Here is a 16,405-nt window from a genome sequence, read left to right on the forward strand (position 1 = left end):
AGCGCCCTAAGAAACAGCAGGTCAGCGATCATGTGACGGTGGCTGACCTGGTGGGCGACGGACGAGTCGACCTGTACGCCGACGATCTTGACAATGATCGTGCCGCCCTCGGCAGCGAAGCGGGTGCGATCGCATCGAGGGCGCCCGCTCCGCGTCGTGCTCTACGCCACCACCTGGACGGCCGAGCCCGCTGCGGCCCGCTGCCGCGTGACGCGGCGGCGTCGGGTCGGGAGCCCGAGAGTCGGGTTGGCGACGCCCCAGGCGGCGGCCTTGCAGATCAGCTCCTTGTAGACGGCGGCGAGCCGTCCGGTCAAGACCGCCTGCACGGCGCGGTCGTCGGCGGTGACGAACTGGATCAAGCCCTCCTTGCGGCCCAGCGAGATGCACTGCTGGAAGTAGCGGATCGACGTATTCGGGAGCTTCCCGCCGGTCAGGCGCGCCGCGATCGTGTCGGCGGCCTGCCACGCGGTCGGAGTTCCTGAGGCGCACGACATCCGCAGCGGCTTGTCCCCGGGGCCCATCACCATGGCCGCGTCGCCGACGGCGTACACGTCCGGGTGCGAGACCGAGCGCATGGTCCCGTCGACCACGATCTGGCCGGTGCCGGTGACCTCAACGGCGGTCGCCTTCGCGATCGGGTGGACCGAGAAGCCGGTGGTCCACACGGTGACCCCGGCCGCGATGGCCTTGCCGTCGGCGGTGGCGACGCGGTCGGCTTCGACGCCGGTGACGGCAGCGTGCTCGTGCACGGTGATCCCGAGCTTGCCGAAGACCTTCCGCAGGTGCTCGCGGCCCTTAGGCGAGAGCCAGTCGCCGAGGCCGCCGCGGGCGGCGAGGGCGACGTCTAGGTCCGGGCGGGCCTCGGCGATCTCGGTTGCGGCCTCCACGCCGGTGAGGCCGCCGCCGACGACGACCACGGTCTGCCCGGCGTCGAGGCGGGCCAGGCGCTCGCGCAGCCGGAGTGCTCCGGGGCGGCTGGCGATCTCATAGGCGTGCTCGGCGGTCCCGGGTACGCCTTGGGCGTTCCAGCCGCTGCCGAGGGCGTAAACGAGCGTGTCGTAGGCGAGTTCTTCGGCGCCGTTCGCGTCGATGACAGCGACGGTCTTGCGGTCGACGTCGACGCCGGTGACCTTCGCGAGCCTCAGTTCGACGCCGGTGCCCGCGAACATCTCGCTGAATGGCCGGGGCTTGAGGTCCTGGCCAGCCGCCAGCTGGTGCATGCGGACGCGTTCGACGAAGTCGGGCTCGGCGTTGACGAGGGTGATGGCGGCGTCCTCGCGGCAGAGCCGCTTGGCGAGGCGGCCGGCGGCGATGGCTCCGGTGTATCCGGCTCCGAGGACGATGATGCGCTGCTGCATTTCCGTGCTCCCATCTCGCTTGTCTCGCCACTTGAACCGGGCGGCCCCCCAATTCCTGACAGGAACGCGATGTGAAGCACCTCACATGATCGTCAGAAAACGTCGACCAAGGGTTCCCCGTGGTCGGTGGCCGCCCAGTGCGCGGTCGCGCGTTCGAGCTTGTCGGGGTTGACCTGGGTGCGGAACGCGGCGATGCCCTCTGCGGTGACCTCCAAGCACATGACGCCGACGACCCGGCCGTCCACGACCGCCACGACGGCGGGGTCGCCGTTGGCGGTCCAGGCGAAGACCTCGGGCCTGCCGCCGACCACGGCGCGCTTGGCCTCGCCGGGTTTGAACAGGCCCCACAGGAACTTCGCGACCGCGACGGCGCCCTCGAACGCCCTGGCGCGGGCCGGGACCTTCCCGCCGCCGTCGCCGATCGCGATGGCGTCCTCGGTGAGCAGGCGCACGAGCGGCTCGGTCCGGCCGCTGGTGGCGGCCGCCAGAAACTCCTCGACGATCCGCCGGGCGGCGGCCTTGTCGATCTCGGTGCGGGCCTTGCCGTCCGCGACGTGCTTCTTGGCGCGGTGGAAGATCTGCTGGCTGGCGGCCTCGGTGATGTCGAGGATCTCGGCGATCTCCCGGTGCGGGTAGTCGAAGGCCTCCCGCAGCACGTACACCGCCCGCTCGTTGAGGGAGAGTCGCTCCATGAGGGTGAGGACCGCGTACGAGACCGATTCGCGCTGCTCGGCGGTGTCGGCCGGGCCGAGCATCGGGTCCCCGGCGAGCAGCGGCTCGGGAAGCCATTGGCCCACATAGGTTTCGCGGCGCGCCCGCGCGGAGGTGAGCTCGTTGAGGCACAGGTTGGTGAGGACCTTCGTCAGCCACGCCTCGGGGACCTCGATGCGGTCGACGTCGGCGGCCTGCCAGCGCAGGAACGTCTCCTGCACGGCGTCCTCGGCCTCCCCGGCGGAGCCGAGGAGGCGGTAGGCGATGGCCTCCAGGCGCGGCCTGGAGGCCTCGAACCGGTCGACGTCGTTCGCGGTCAACGGCATGGCCCGATCCTAGGTTCCTCCAGCGCGCCTAAAGCATCCGCTAAGCGGTGACCGAATGTAGTGGGCTGGGCCCGCATCAGTGGCGTGAACGGTAGCCGCAGGGCGGCGGGCATCAACCCGAAGGTGAGGCCTCGCTCTGGCGCGTTCCGGCGACACCGGCGCCGCTGCCCGGTAACAGGCCGGGTTCCGGCGTCTCGTCTGTTCGGCACCCGGGATCGTGGGCTGCGTAGAGCAGGGACAACTGTTGGTGAAGCTGGCGCCGTTCGTCCTTAGGAAGGGGGGCGAGGAAGTCGTCCTCGGTCCGGCGCACTGCCTGGAGGGCTTCCGACAGTACGGTGCGGCCGTCCGTGGTGATGCTGATGAACTGTTTGCGGCGGTCGCTGGGGCTGCGGTCGCGCCGGACGTATCCGTTGCGCTCGAGGTCGTCGATGACCGCGACCATCGTGGTGCGGTCGAGTCCTGTCTGCCGGCACAGGTCGCGCTGGGACGGTTCGCCGTCATGGACGAAGGTCAGTACCCGCAGGTCTCGGCCGCGTAGGCGGAAAGGCAGGAGCGCCTGTTCCATCCTGGTGTTGGCGAGGTCGGCCAACTTCAGCAAAAGGTACCCGGTGGTGGAGGAGATGGCTTCGGATAAGAGCACTCCCCGAGCTTAGTCTTCCGCTCGGCTGATTATCAGCTATGCTGACGATCAGCTGGCCGGCCCTACTTTGGAGCGTCGCATGAAGACGCGCATCATCCTGACCATCGTCGGCACGATCACCGCGACGCCGGCGCTTGCCTTGTTCTGGCCGCGACTGCTGGCGAGCAGTTACGGATTGGCCGATCCCGACCACATGACCACCGCGCTGCTCCAGCACAGGGGTGTCCTGCAGGCGGCTCTTGGTGCGGCCATCATCTGGGGAGCCTTCTTCCTGCCGGCCAGGGTGCCGGCGGCGGCGACGGCCATCATCACCAAGACGGTGTTTCTCGCCCTGACCGTCGTCGATGTCGGGATGCGAGCCGACATGAACCTCATCTCGCTGGTGTTCGACCCGCTCGCCATCGTCATCCTGGGCGTCGTGATCGTGCTCCACTTCCGCGAATCGCCACCCGCCGCTGCACCAGCCTGAAGCCCGGTATGTGTGCGACCCGCCGCACGCGCTCATCCCAACCTGGGAGTCTCCCGCTGTGGTGGCTGAACCCATTCGCACCGGTACCCCGGAGTCGATCCTCGTCTGTGTCCGCGGTAATTCCGGCTCGGGCAAGAGCAGCATCGCCCGGGAGTTGCGGCGCCGGCACGGTCGGGGCTGCGCCCTGGTCGAGCAGGACTATCTGCGGCGCATCGTGCTCCGCGAGCGGGACCGGCCGGGTGGCGCGGCGCCGGCGTTGATCGAGCAGACGGCCCGGTTCGCGCTCGACCATGGCTACCACGTGGTGCTGGAGGGCATCATGTTCTCCCGCCACTACCGGAGGATGTTGACCTCGCTTCGCGACGGCCATCGGGGACGGTCGCTGTTCTGCTACCTGGACGTGTCGTTGCCGGAGACTCTGCGTCGGCATCGCACGCGTCCGCAGGCCACCGAGTTCACCGCCGAGGACATGAGCGGTTGGTACGCCCCACACGACACCCTGGGCTGGCCCGACGAACTCGTCATCCCGGAGACCACCGGCGTGGAGGACGCCGTGACGGTCATCGCCGCGGCCGCCGGACTGCCCCAGGCCGGCCGCGACGACGACGCGCTCCCGACAATCCCGTGACTCGTCCCAGTGAGGGTCTTCAGAGGAACAACGATCCGGTTTGCACCTGCTCAAGCCAGCCCCGGATGACGGCGAAGTCATGATCGGTGAGGCCGTGGCGTGGGTCGACGCGGTGCAGCAGAGCCACCCCGGGGTGATGGGTGGAGACCCAGAGGCGATCAGCAGGGGTGATCTCGTCATCGACCCAGACGAAGGAACGTCCCTGCGCCCACTCGACCAGGCCGCGGGTCTTCCAGTGCAGTGCGCTGTCGTCCTCGTCTGAGTCGGGCCATTCCGCCACCGCTAATGCCGGCAGGCCGAGCAGTGGCGCGATCACGTCGTTCGCGTCGGTCATCCACGTGGACGCCCACACGAGATCGCAGGGAAGTGCCGCCAGCCGCGAGCCGTGTTCCGACCTGATCCTGCCGAGCAGCGGATGAGTGTTTCCCGCTCGGGGGAGCGCGTCATCTCGGCCTCCCGTCATGCCCGCGGGCGCTGCCTGTGGCGCTCCGAACGGGATGAGAGGTCCGTCCACATCGAGGAAGAGCAGCGGCCGTTGCGCAGGGGCGGGCATGGGCCGCAGGATAACGTTCGCCCCGTGAGCCGGGGGCCTTGCGTTCAGTTCAACGTAGCCAGCGGACGCGTTCTTCGATTCCGCCGATCGCCTTCCGCCACACACCGCTGAACAAGCCGCCTTGGAGGGACGCAAGTTGGCGACGGGCGCGCAGGCCGGCGATCGGCCTGTCGACGACCCGAAAAAGATCATCGAGGTGATCCAGGGGCGAACCCACGGTCAGCAGCTTCAGCACATCGTCAAGCTCGAGCGCCTCTGAGATCTCTCGAATGAGATCGCGGTGAGCGATGAACAATGTCGGGACCCACTGCGCCGGCGGAAATCTCAGGCTGTAAGAGACGAGGTCGAAGTCGAAGCTATGGTCATCGTCAGGCTCCTTCGCGGTGCTGCCCATCCGGTCCATGAAGCTCTCCCACCCTGCGATGGTGGCCAATTCATGGGATTCGGTCCTGGCCACATACTTGCGCATGGATTCCGCGGATCTGAATAGGAGCAGGCGATTCTGGGCGCCGAGGAATGCCGCTTCGGTCCGTTCGTCGTCGAGGTGCGCTCTAAGCGCATACCCCCTTTCGCCAGACCGAAGTGTGATAGCAATCGGGTGAATAGTTGAAGGCGGATTCGCTGAGGTGTCCCGCCGGTTCGCGCCTGGGAATCCCGGGTGCGTCCACTGTGCTCGGGGGTGCTCGCGTTCGCGGGTCTGGCGTTCGCGGTTCTGGCGTTCGCGGGTCTCGCGTTCGCGGTCCTGGCCCTCGCGCTTCTGACGCTCCCGGGTCTGGCGTTCGCGGTCCTGGCGGTCGCGGGTGTCGCGTTCGCGGTCCTGGCGTTCCCGGTTCTGACGCTCGCGGTCCTGACGTGCGCGGGTGTGGACATCCGTCAGATGCTTGTACGCCGCGTTAAGCTGCTGCATTTGCCGGGTGACTTCCTCCCGGACCTTTGCCGGACTCGACTGATGCCGGTCCGGATGCCAGATCTGCGTGAGAAGGAGGTAGCGCTCCCGAATCTCCGCGACCGACGATTCGCGTGTCACGCCGAGAAGCGTGTACGGATCCTGTCCGTCAGGAAACATGATATCCACCGGATCTTATGAACGATCGAGGCGCGTGCCTGGTGATCATAACAGCAATTGTCGATACGACGCGCCCTGCCCCGCCCGACCCGCAGTGAACCGCTGCACGTGTCCATTCGTGGGCTGGCCGTACGGCGCGGGTTGGTGAGCCGGTGGCGCTCCGGCGGCGGGTGGCCGCTGCCTGCGGGTTCCCGTTACGCCAGCACGGCATCTCGAGGCGGCTGACCGGGCGTGCGGGGTCGACGCGCTGTCCGTTGGCGCGTCGACCAACGAACGGGCTGCACCGGGGACCGGCCAGGCAGCGGCCGAGTTGGTACCGACCCTCAGGTGCTGAGGTGCCGGCGGATGTCCCGTGCCAGGGCTGCCTGCGCCTCCTCGTCGGTCGGGAGGACGCCGTTCTCGGCCATGAGGGCGTGGAACTGCTGCTGGTGGTAGGGCACGCCCGGGGGCAGCGGCGCGAGGTGCCAGTGAAGGTGCGCGTTGCCCTGCTGGCTGCCGAGGCTCAGGGAGTACATCCGCTCCGTGGGCAGGGCCGCTGCCAGCGCCGTTGCGACCGCGTACACGATGCCCTGGAAGCGGAGGAAGTCGTGTTGCCGCATGTCCCGCACCCAGCATTCGATGTGCTGTTTCGGTGCGACGAGGCAGTGCCCGAGCAACGTCGGATTGCGAGCTAGGAAGGCGATGGTGTCGTCGTCCTCGTAGACGTCGTGGTGCCGATAGTCGGGGTGACCGGCCACGAGGGCACAGACGAAGCACGGGCCTTCGCGGACGCGACGCTCGTACCCATCAAGGTCGAATGCCGTCTTTGCCGGCTGGCCCTTCATCCGGGCAGCCTAAGATCCGGCGCACCCACTGGGAAGGCGTCGCAGGACCACCCCCGGATCGCCCTGTGCGCCGCGTAGGTTCGCGTGGGTCAGTAGACGGCGCGGGTGCCCGCGAACCAGGAGCCGACGGCCGACGTCGATCCGGCCCCGCGCGGGCGGTCTCGGGCTGGCCGGACGTTCGCTGCCCTGCGGGAGCGGGGGCGGCACGTGGTACGCGCCTGCGCCTGGCGGTTATGACCGTTGCCATCACGTCCCCAGAGGGTCACCATAGGCGCAGGGTGCCGTCACCATTATCGGTACTACGGCTGAGGATCCCGCAACGCGAGTCGCCGCGATGCTACTTGCGCCCGAGCATCGAAAAGCGAGACCATCACCCATGCTCGACCCCTCGCCCGAGGACGACGGGACTTCACCGACGGTTTCTACGCCGCATTTCGTGGGTCGTGATCGGGAGATGGCGGCGCTTCGGGTCGCCTTGGCCCGGCCACCGGCGATCGTGCTGGTAGAGGGCGAGGCGGGGATCGGGAAGAGCCGACTGCTGCGAGAGTGGTTGGCCGCGCCGGACCAGCGCACCGCCTTGGTCTCGGTGTGCCCACCGCTTCGCGAGTCGCTGACGTTGGGGCCGATCGTCGACGCGTTCCGTGGGATCGACCGCCCGGTGTCGCGATTGCGGCTCACCGAGCTTGCGGGTGCGTTACGGCCCCTGTTCCCTGAATGGTCCTCGGACCTGCCGCCCGCATTGCAGCCCTTGGACGATGCGAAGGCGGCACGGCATCGCCTGTTCCGCGCCCTGGACGAGCTGCTGCGGGCGCTGCGTGTCAACGCTCTCGTGCTCGAGGACGCTCACTGGGCCGACGAGGTGACCTTGGAGTTCCTGCTGTTCGTCGCCTCCCGACAGCAATCGGACGGGCCAAGCCTCGTGATCTCCTATCGGCCGGAGGAGGTGGACGTCGGATCGCTGTTGCTGCGGCTGACGTCCCGGTTGCCTGCTGGCGTGACCCAGCTGAGGATCGCCCTGGCGCCGATGCGGCCCAACGACACGGCAGCGCTGGTGTCCTCGATGCTGGACGGCAACCCGATATCGCAGGAGTTCACGACGTTCATGCACGAGCGGACCGGTGGCGTTCCTCTGGCGCTGGAGGAGTCGGTTCGCCTCATGTGCGACCGTGCCGACCTCGTCTTCCGCGACGGACAGTGGGTCCGGCTGAAGCTGCGCGAGCTACAGGTGCCGCCAACGGTGCGCGACTCCACCCGGGAGCGGGTGGGCCGTCTGTCGCCGACGGCGCAGCAGGTGTTGCGAGCCGCGGCTACGTTGGCTGAGCGGTCATCGGTGGCCACGATCGCGGTGACCGCCGGTCTGTCACCAGCTGCGTGTCGAGGCGCTATCGCGGAGGCGGCCAACGCCGGCGTCCTGGACGGAGACGACCGCGGCCAGTGGCGATTCCGGCATGTGCTGGCCGCCACGGCTGTCTACGAAGCGATCCCGTTGACCGACCGCAGACACTTCCACCTGCTGGCCGGCCGGGCCTTGGAGGACATCCATCCGCCGCCTGTCGCACGCCTTGCCCACCACTTCCGTGAGGCGGGCGAGACGCAGTCCTGGGCGCGGTACGCCGAGCAGGGTGCCGAGCTGGCCATGGCCTCGGGTGACCACACCAAGGCGGTCGACTTGCTGGTCGATCTGTTGTCGTGGGCCGAGCTGCCGCCGGCGGCTCGGGCACGAGTCGCGCGCATCGCCGGAGTTGCCGCACTGGGCCGCCGTGAACCGGTCGACGAGGTCTACCACCGCGTGATCCGCACCCTGCGCTCGGTGCTGGAGACCCCCGGTCTCTCCGCCCGCCAGCAGGCCGAGATCCGCAACCCCCTGGGTCGGCTCCTGATCACCGGGGGTGAGGCGCAGGCCGCACTCAGCGAGCTCGAGCAAGCGGTGGCCAACCTCGACCATGACCCGGTCGAGGCGGCTCGGGCAATGACCTATCTGGGATGGGCCTATGCGGGGCCGTGGCCGGCGTCGACCCATCGGCGTTGGCTGGATCGTGCCGCTGAGCTCACCGCCGAATTCGATTCTCCCGCAGAGCGGCTGAACCTGGCCGGCAACCGAGCCGCGGCGTTGCTCATGCTCGGCGAAGAGGAGGCCTGGGACGTCGTCGCCGGCCTGCCCATCGACGGCGCGACCTCGGCGGAGCGTCTCGACGTGGCCCGCATCCACGCAAATGTCGGGACCGGCGCACTGATCTGGGGTCGGTACGACGACGCGGAAGAACACCTCGCCGTGGCCATGCGCCTTGCCGAGGCCGAGCAGGCGTCCCGGTTGCAACACAACGTCCGACTCGAAAAGGCCAACCTGGCGTGGCTGACCGGCCGGTGGGAGGGTCTCGCGGAGCGAAGCGCGGCGCTCGCCGATGCCGACCGAGACCGGCCGGCGCACTACCTCGGCAGCATTCGCCTCGCGGCCCGGCTGGCAGCCGCAGCCGGACGGCGGCGCGCTGCGGAGGAGCAGTTCCGGCTGGTCCTCGAGGAGTCTGCCCGTCTCGGCGCAGCCGACGACACGATGGAGGCCGCCGCTGCGCTGGCCAGACTGTGGCTGACGGACGGAAACAGCGGCCGGGCGCTGCAGATCACGAACGAGCCGATGGACACCGTCCGGAGAAAAGGCATCTGGGTCTGGGCGACGGACCTCGTCCCCGCCCGGATCGAGGCGCACCTCGCCGCGGGCGACCTGAAGGCCGCGACACGCCTGGGCGACCAGTTCGCCAGAGGACTGCGTGGCCGTACGGCGCCTGCGCCTCGCGCCGCCCTCACCGTATGCCGTGCCCTGCTGGTCGCCGCAGCCGGAGACCACGCCCGCGCGGCGACGGCATACGATCGGGCGGCGCGCGCCTGGAGCGCGTTGCCGCGCCCCTACGACGCCATGCTCGCCCGCGAGCGTCAATCCGAGGCGCTCATAGCGCAAGGCCAGATCGAACAAGGTCGAGAGCTGCTGGCCGCACAGTACGAGCAACTGTTCAGGCTCGGAGCCCGCGGCGATGCAGACCGTGTCGCACAGCGGCTTCGCGAACACGGCGCCGAGGTTCCGCGATTGTGGCGCGGCGGCCGACGAGGGTACGGGGACCAGCTCTCACCGCGCGAGCTCGACGTGGTCCAACTGGTTGTCGCCGGCAAGACGAACCGGGAGATCAGCCGGATCCTGGCCAAGTCGCCGGCCACGGTGGATCAACAGCTGCGTGCGGCGATGCGCAAGTTGAAGGTAACCTCCCGGACCGCGCTCGCGGTCAAGGCGGTAGAGGCCGGAGTGTTCGCAGAAGAGGACTCCCTCGACGACCCGTCATGAAAATTGACGTATCCGCTGGATAGCGACGGCCACTCGTCCCCCCGAGCATGACTCCATGATCCATAGCCCTAGGGCAATGCATGCCTGAGCGACCTGTCGCGCGTGACGACGCCGCCATCGAGCACCCGCCACCACCCGAGCTGTCCCGCGAGCCGCGCGTCAGCGCCCCCGACGCCCGCGACGCCGACGGTGCCGACGACCACAAGAACCACGACCCCTATCAACCCCTGTAGGCCAAAGGACCCATATGAGACTCAAAGTCCTCGCGGCTTCGCTGGCCGCAGCGGTCGGCCTGAGCCTGATCCAGCCATCACCGGCGTCCGCCGCTGAGCCGGATCCCGGCGCTGCCGCCAAAAAGATCGCGTCGAACCTGAAGGACCGCTTCCGCACGGAGCCGGCTTCCGACTTCTGGATCACGTTTGACACCAAAGCCGACCTCGGGCCGGCGAAGAAGATCACCGACTGGACCGCTCGTGGTCAGTTCGTCTACGACGCGCTGACCGCAGCGGCGAAGAACTCCCTGGCATCCGTCTCCACCGAACTCGACCAGGCAGGCGTCAAATACACCTCCTACCCGATCGCCAACGCCGTGTTCGTCAAGGGGGGCACCGAAAAGCTCGCCCTCAACGTGGCCTCGAGGGTGCAGGTCGCCGAGATCCACGCGACGCCGCAGGTCGCGCTGGTCGAGCCCGTGGACGAGAAGATCCCAGCTGACCAGGCTGCCCGCCCCGCCGCCCCGAAGGCCGCCGCCGAGCCAGGCACCGTCTCGTGGGGTCTGGACGCCATCCACGCCCCCCAGGCGTGGGCCATGGGCGCCACCGGTGCGGGCATCACCGTGTCCAACCTCGACTCGGGCGTCCAATTCGACCACCCCGCCCTGGTGAACCAGTACCGCGGCACGAAGCCCGACGGCACGTTCGAGCACAACTACAACTGGATGGCCACCCGGGGCACGTGCACGGGCGCGCCGTGCGACGACAACGGACACGGCACGCACACCATGGGCACCATGGTCGGCGACGACGGCACCAACCACGTCGGCGTCGCCCCGGACGCGCAGTGGATCGCGACGGACGGGTGTTGCGCGTCGAACGGCCCTGAGTCGCTGCTCGACTCCGGCTGGTGGCTGCTCGCCCCGACCGACGTCCACGGGAACAACCCGGACGTCTCCAAACGCCCCCACGTCATCAACAACTCGTGGGGCCAGGACGCCGAGCACAACTTCAACGACTTCTTCCAGGCCATCGACGAGGCCTGGAGCGCCGCAGGCATCTTCAGCGTCTGGTCATCGGGCAACACCTCGCCGTACGCGGCGTGCGACACCGTCTCCTCGCCCGGCTCCGCCGAGAGTGCCTACTCCGTTGGCGCGTACGACTCGAGCGGCACGCTCGCGTCGTTCTCCCGCAAGGGCGAGGGTGAAGGTGGCCGGATCAAGCCCGAGATCTCCGCTCCGGGCGTCGCCGTCCGGTCGTCCTACCCGAACAACAGCTACACCGAGATGTCCGGCACATCGATGGCGGCTCCCCACGTCGCCGGCGCCGTCGCGGCGCTGTGGAGCTATGACCCGACCCTCATCGGACAGGTCGAGGAGACCCGCCGCCTGCTCGCCGGGTCGGCCGTCGACGTCGACGACACCGAGTGCGGCGGCACCGCCGCCTTCAACAACAAGTACGGCGAGGGCCGGCTCGACCTCGTCCGCCTGCTCGAGCTCGCGCCGCGGCAGGGCGGCACCCTCACCGGGATCGTCACCGCCAACGGCGCCCCGGTCCCCGCTGCCGAGGTGACGATCAGCGGGCCGTTCAGCCGGTCGATCGGAACCGACAAGGACGGCCGGTTCACGACGAACCTCCCGGTCGGCGACTACCAGCTCAGCACCAAGGTCTTCGGCTACCTGACCGCGACCGCCGACGTCACGATCTCCCTCGGCCAGGACACCTCCGTCAAGCTGCCGCTCACGGCCGCCGCGAGGCACGACATCAGCGGCAGGGTTGTCGACGACAAGAAGCAGCCCGTCCCGAACGCCGACGTCTCCGTCAAGGACACGCCGCTGAAGCCGGTACGCACGGATGCCAACGGCGCGTTCACGATCACCGCGGTCCCCGAGGGCGGGTACACGCTGGGCATCAAGCCCAACGCCTGCTTCTCGCCCACGACGGTCCCGCTGACCGTCGGGGCGCAGAACGAGTCGCGCGAGATCCCGGTCGGGCTCGTCGTCGACAAGGGCGGCTACAGCTGCGCCGTCTCCGACGGCGAGCACCTGCGCGGCACCGACCCGGTCGCGTTCACCAACGGCGTGTGGGCGACGGTGAAGCTGCCGTTCCCGATCGCGCTCTACAACGGCAGCCACGACACCCTCGGTATCAGCCTGCGCGGCGTGATCTCCCCGGACACCGGCACCGGACCCGGCAGCGGCGGTGCCGGCATATTCCCGTTCTACGTCCAATCCCCCGTCGAGTTCGCCCCCGGCGGGGGAGTCTTCACGGCAGCCACCAAGGTCAACGGCGAGGACGCGTTCGTCGTCGAGTTCCGCAACGCCAAGCTCTGGGCCTATCCGACCCGGTCGGAGTACACGGAGCCGGTCAGCTTCTCGGCCACGCTCACCCGCTCCGGCACAGTGATCTTCGGGTACGGCGACGGCATCGGGACCGACGACCCGGTGACCGCCGGCGCCCACGCCATCACCGGCATACAGGGCTGGGCCGGCGTCGACGGCATCCGGTTCTCCGACAGCGCCCCGGTGCTGCGCGACGGGATGATCGTCACCTACGACATGCCTGACTTCGGGTACCTCGACGCGACCGTCGTCGACCAGAACGACGGGCTGCCGGTGGCCGGGGCCAAGGTCTCCTTCACGAACAAGAATGGGCTCGTCGAGACCGTCACGACCAACGGGACGGGCATCGTGCATCGCCAGCTTCCGGTCGGCGACTACACCATGACGGTCGACGTGCCGAACTACACGACCGCGGCATACCCCTTCTCCCTCGACAAGCTCTACGCGAACGCCAAGATCGACGCGCGTCTGACCACGGGTGTCGCCGGCCTGAAGGCCAACGGCCTCGACGCGCTGTTGGGCACCGACCAGAACGGTGTGGGCTCGCTGACGCTGACCAACACCGGTTCCGCCCCGCTCACGTACAACCTGGGCGAGGCCGCGCGCCACCCCGAGCTTGACGCCACCGGCGCCACCGCGCGCACCGGGAAGGGTGCGGACAGCACGATCGACCTCACCGCATGGAAGGCCGGTGCGAGCGGCATGAAGCCGTCGAACGTCGACGGCAAGGCGGCGACGGCGAAGGCCGCGGAAGCACAGGCGGCCGGCAAGGTCGGCGCGACCTCCGGCGGAGACGTCATCACCCGGATCGCCATCCCGGGCACGATCCAGGAGAAGGAGCCCTCCGGCGTCGGGTACGACGGCGACGTCTGGGTCCACGACTACAACGCGCGGACCAACACCGCCTACACGGTGACGGGCAAGCCGACCGGCAAGGTCTTCGACGCGTCGTGGAACCCCGCGTACCGGGCGTTCGACATGGCGCTCGACACCAAGACCGGTGACATGTGCCAGATGGAGGACAGCCCGGCCAGCTACATCCACTGCTTCGACCGCAAGACCGGGAAGGAAACCCGGCAGATCAAGGGTGACTGGTCCACGCTGCAGCTGACCGGACTCGCCTACAACCCGACGGAGGACGTGTTCTACGTGGGCGGCCGGGCGAACGGCATGATCGGAACCGTCGCCGGGACGTCGCACGACAACGCGGGTGCGTTGCTGTCCTTCTGCGCCCCGCCGCTGCCCGAGGTGATGGGCCTGGCCTACAACCAGGCATCCGACACCATCTGGTACACCGACCTCACCTCGAACAGGCCCACCCGCCTGCTGCAGGTCGACCCCGACGACTGCTCGCTGGTGAACGCGTGGTGGTTCCCGGGCCAGAAGGTGAGCCAGGGCGGCGGCCTCGAGACCGACTCGACCGGGGCGCTGTGGGCGGCGGACCAGGTCGCCGATGACGTCGTGCTGGTCGACGTCGAGGACGACCTGCTCACCGATCTGCCGTGGCTGTCACTCTCCTCGACCGGCGGCACCCTCGCCCCGGGTGAGTCGACGACCGTCAAGGTCTCGATCTCATCTAAGGACGCCAAGCCCGGAGTCCTCGGCGCGAACATCGTGGTGAGGTCCGACTCCGGACGCCAGTCCAAGACCTACGTCCCGGTGACGCTCACGACCACGAAGTACCAGGTCGGCGTCAACGCCGGCGGCCCATCGTTCATCGACGGCTCCGGCTACACCTGGTCCGACGACCAGGCCTCCGGCGACGGGGCGTGGGGCTACGAGGGAAAGACGAAGGTCACCTCCACGAATGCCGGGATCGAAGGCACGACGGACGACGCCCTGTTCCAGTCGCAGCGCACCACGCCGGACAAGCAGTTGTTCTACCGCTTCCCCGACGCGCCCAAGGGCACCTACGCGATCGATCTCGGGTTCGCCGAGATCGAGAAGGTGGCCAAGGGGAAGCGGGTGTTCGACGTCCTCGTGGACGGATCGCTGACGGAGTACGCGTACGACGCGGCCGCGGCTGTGGGGCCGAACGCCGCCGACTGGCGCACCGCCGTGGTGAAGCACGAGGGCGGTCCGCTGACCGTGGAGCTGCGGGGTTCGAAGGGACTGCGGGCCCCGACCATTGCCGCGCTGCGGGTGACGCTCGACCCGCGCGCAGACAAGGCGGAGCCGGAGCCCCAGCCCGAACAGCCGGAGCCGGGTCCCGTGCCGGTGGCCCCCGCCGCTCGCTCGTACTCGATGAAGGTGACCGACGGGCTCTACCGCCAGGGTACCGAGGAGTCCGGGTGGCACGGCGATGACGTCTGCGGCGTGCTGTGGTTCGACTCCAGCTTCCTGTTCCCGTTCTACGACACGGCCTGGGACGGCGTGTGCGTGACGACGAACGGCCAGCTGATCTTCGACCAGGCCAGCGCCGTGGGGAACAACACGGAGCTGCCGTCGCCATACGCGTTCGACGCGATCTATCCGCTCTGGGACGACCTGGTCGTCGACGACCAGGCGGGCATCTACTTCGGCACCACCGAGGTGGACGGCCTGGCCGCTGAGGTCATCGAGTGGCGCAACGCCACCTTCTACAGCGACCAGACGGCTCGCGTGAGCTTCTCGGTCACCCTGATCGCTGACGGACGGATCCAGATCGGGTACGGCGACGGCGTCGGCGGCGACAACCCCCTCACCAGGGGGTCGTCGGCGACGGTCGGCCTGGAGAGCTTGACGCGCAACCCCGCGAGCCAGTACTCCTTCGACCAGCCCGTCCTGAAGGCCGGCCTGGGGCTGGAGTACACCCTCCCGGCCGCGGGCACGATCGAGGGAACGGTCACCGACGCGAACGACAGCAAGCCGATCGCGGGCGCGATCGTCACGCTCAGGGGGCCGAGCGGTGACCGGGTCATCACGGCCGACGAGAAGGGCCGGTGGAAGGCCCAGGCGCTGGTCGGCGAGAACACCGTTGAGGTCTGGGCGCCGAACTACGTCACGGCCAGCCACCCGGTGACCATCGCCAAGAAGGACCAGGCCGAGGTGATCGACACGGCGTTGACTACTGGCGTCGCGACCGTCACCGGAGGTGACCTCGACTGGTTCCTCGGCCCGGACCAGAAGGCGACGGCCGACGTGACCGTGACCAACACCGGCTCCGCCCCACTCGAGGTGCGGCTCAGCGAGCAGAAACGCACCGGCGACGGCGGGCACGAGGCCGCCGACCTTCCGTGGCTGACCCTCACGGGCGCGGCCGCGGCCGGCACGGTCAAGCTCGCGGTCGGCGAGTCCACCACGGTCACGGCGACGGCCGACAACACCGACGTCGAGCCCGGCGTGCTCGTCGGGGACGTGCTCGTGGCGTCGAACGCCGGCAAGGGCGAGGCCCAGCTCAAGCCGGTCCGCCTGGCCACCTCCGCCTACTGGAAGGGCGTCGACGTCGGCGGGTCCGGGCACGTCGGTGCCGACGGCTTCGTCTGGTCGCCCGACCAGGAGCTCGGCTCGGGGTCGTGGGGGCATGTCGGCGGCACGGCGCGTGCCACCAAGGCCGACATCGGCGGCACGGAGGACGACGACCTGTTCCGCACCCAGCAGACCGGCAAGACGTTCACCTACGTGTTCAAGGACGCGCCCGCCGGGACGTACCGGCTCGGCCTCGACTTCGCGGAGATCGAGAAGGTCAAGGCCGGCATGCGTACCTTCGATGTTCTGGTCGACGGCAAAGCCGTGCTCCACGACCACGACGTGCAGGCGAGGGCGGGTGCGCTGACCGCGGACGTGAACACGATCACCGTCGAGCACGCCGGTGGCGATCTGAAGGTCGAGCTCCGCAGCGAGATCGGCGAGCGCGACCCGATTCTCAACGCCCTGAAGGTCCAGCAGGACCCGCGCCTGTGAGATAGCCGAACCGGTCCCTCAGCAGTGGTCAGAGCCTCCTCGGAAAGGATCGCCGTGGAGGCT

At 68.9% G+C, this 16,405-nt stretch carries 11 protein-coding genes; 5 read left to right on the plus strand and 6 right to left on the minus strand.

Annotation, left to right across the window (positions count from 1 at the left end):
* Window positions 1-161: 161 nt before the first annotated feature.
* The 3 genes from BUS84_RS29700 to BUS84_RS29710 form a co-directional block, all read right to left on the minus strand.
* Window positions 162-1,358, minus strand: coding sequence for an NAD(P)/FAD-dependent oxidoreductase (locus BUS84_RS29700; protein WP_074317528.1), 1,197 nt, complete (start codon window positions 1,356-1,358; stop codon window positions 162-164).
* Between the two features lie 92 nt (window positions 1,359-1,450).
* Window positions 1,451-2,395 carry an RNA polymerase sigma factor SigJ gene (gene sigJ, locus BUS84_RS29705; RefSeq protein ID WP_074317530.1) on the minus strand — a complete coding sequence of 315 codons (945 nt, stop codon included), beginning with the start codon at window positions 2,393-2,395 and terminating at the stop codon, window positions 1,451-1,453.
* 112 nt (window positions 2,396-2,507) lie between these two features.
* On the minus strand, window positions 2,508-3,035 hold the full coding sequence (locus tag BUS84_RS29710; RefSeq protein ID WP_074317532.1) for a MarR family winged helix-turn-helix transcriptional regulator: 528 nt from the start codon (window positions 3,033-3,035) through the stop codon (window positions 2,508-2,510).
* Between the two features lie 79 nt (window positions 3,036-3,114).
* On the opposite strand from BUS84_RS29710, the gene BUS84_RS29715 reads away from it, so the two are divergent.
* Both BUS84_RS29715 and BUS84_RS29720 read left to right on the plus strand, forming a co-directional pair.
* Window positions 3,115-3,504 carry a hypothetical protein gene (locus tag BUS84_RS29715; protein WP_074317533.1) on the plus strand — a complete coding sequence of 130 codons (390 nt, stop codon included), beginning with the start codon at window positions 3,115-3,117 and terminating at the stop codon, window positions 3,502-3,504.
* A gap of 58 nt (window positions 3,505-3,562) precedes the next feature.
* Window positions 3,563-4,132: a kinase gene (locus BUS84_RS29720; protein ID WP_074317534.1), complete on the plus strand. Its 570-nt coding sequence runs from the start codon at window positions 3,563-3,565 to the stop codon at window positions 4,130-4,132.
* Between the two features lie 19 nt (window positions 4,133-4,151).
* Here BUS84_RS29720 and BUS84_RS29725 read toward each other — a convergent pair whose 3' ends face one another.
* The 3 genes from BUS84_RS29725 to BUS84_RS29735 all read right to left on the minus strand — a co-directional run bounded on the left by BUS84_RS29725 (window position 4,152) and on the right by BUS84_RS29735 (window position 6,575).
* Window positions 4,152-4,685: an HAD domain-containing protein gene (locus tag BUS84_RS29725; protein ID WP_074317536.1), complete on the minus strand. Its 534-nt coding sequence runs from the start codon at window positions 4,683-4,685 to the stop codon at window positions 4,152-4,154.
* Between the two features lie 49 nt (window positions 4,686-4,734).
* Window positions 4,735-5,751: a J domain-containing protein gene (locus tag BUS84_RS29730; RefSeq protein ID WP_143728569.1), complete on the minus strand. Its 1,017-nt coding sequence runs from the start codon at window positions 5,749-5,751 to the stop codon at window positions 4,735-4,737.
* Between the two features lie 323 nt (window positions 5,752-6,074).
* Window positions 6,075-6,575: an HIT family protein gene (locus BUS84_RS29735; RefSeq protein WP_074317541.1), complete on the minus strand. Its 501-nt coding sequence runs from the start codon at window positions 6,573-6,575 to the stop codon at window positions 6,075-6,077.
* 376 nt (window positions 6,576-6,951) lie between these two features.
* Here BUS84_RS29735 and BUS84_RS29740 point away from each other — a divergent pair, with 376 nt between their 5' ends.
* The 3 genes from BUS84_RS29740 to BUS84_RS29745 all read left to right on the plus strand — a co-directional run bounded on the left by BUS84_RS29740 (window position 6,952) and on the right by BUS84_RS29745 (window position 16,342).
* Window positions 6,952-9,906 carry an ATP-binding protein gene (locus BUS84_RS29740; RefSeq protein WP_074317543.1) on the plus strand — a complete coding sequence of 985 codons (2,955 nt, stop codon included), beginning with the start codon at window positions 6,952-6,954 and terminating at the stop codon, window positions 9,904-9,906.
* An 80-nt stretch (window positions 9,907-9,986) separates the two neighbouring features.
* Window positions 9,987-10,139 carry a hypothetical protein gene (locus BUS84_RS38410; protein WP_159451089.1) on the plus strand — a complete coding sequence of 51 codons (153 nt, stop codon included), beginning with the start codon at window positions 9,987-9,989 and terminating at the stop codon, window positions 10,137-10,139.
* Window positions 10,140-10,153: 14 nt separating this feature from the next.
* Complete coding sequence (locus BUS84_RS29745) at window positions 10,154-16,342, plus strand: S8 family serine peptidase (protein WP_074317545.1); 6,189 nt, start codon at window positions 10,154-10,156, stop codon at window positions 16,340-16,342.
* Window positions 16,343-16,405: the final 63 nt, after the last annotated feature.

This window comes from Micromonospora cremea (assembly GCF_900143515.1).
Taxonomy (GTDB): domain Bacteria; phylum Actinomycetota; class Actinomycetes; order Mycobacteriales; family Micromonosporaceae; genus Micromonospora; species Micromonospora cremea.

Coding starts and splice junctions, on each gene's coding strand:
- BUS84_RS29745 (WP_074317545.1), top strand. CDS start 10,154: ATGAGACTCAAAGTCCTCGCGGCTTCGCTGGCCGCAGCGGTCGGCCTG.
- BUS84_RS29730 (WP_143728569.1), bottom strand. CDS start 5,751: ATGTTTCCTGACGGACAGGATCCGTACACGCTTCTCGGCGTGACACGC.
- BUS84_RS29725 (WP_074317536.1), bottom strand. CDS start 4,685: ATGCCCGCCCCTGCGCAACGGCCGCTGCTCTTCCTCGATGTGGACGGA.
- BUS84_RS29735 (WP_074317541.1), bottom strand. CDS start 6,575: ATGAAGGGCCAGCCGGCAAAGACGGCATTCGACCTTGATGGGTACGAG.
- BUS84_RS29715 (WP_074317533.1), top strand. CDS start 3,115: ATGAAGACGCGCATCATCCTGACCATCGTCGGCACGATCACCGCGACG.
- BUS84_RS29700 (WP_074317528.1), bottom strand. CDS start 1,358: ATGCAGCAGCGCATCATCGTCCTCGGAGCCGGATACACCGGAGCCATC.
- BUS84_RS29740 (WP_074317543.1), top strand. CDS start 6,952: ATGCTCGACCCCTCGCCCGAGGACGACGGGACTTCACCGACGGTTTCT.
- BUS84_RS38410 (WP_159451089.1), top strand. CDS start 9,987: ATGCCTGAGCGACCTGTCGCGCGTGACGACGCCGCCATCGAGCACCCG.
- sigJ (WP_074317530.1), bottom strand. CDS start 2,395: ATGCCGTTGACCGCGAACGACGTCGACCGGTTCGAGGCCTCCAGGCCG.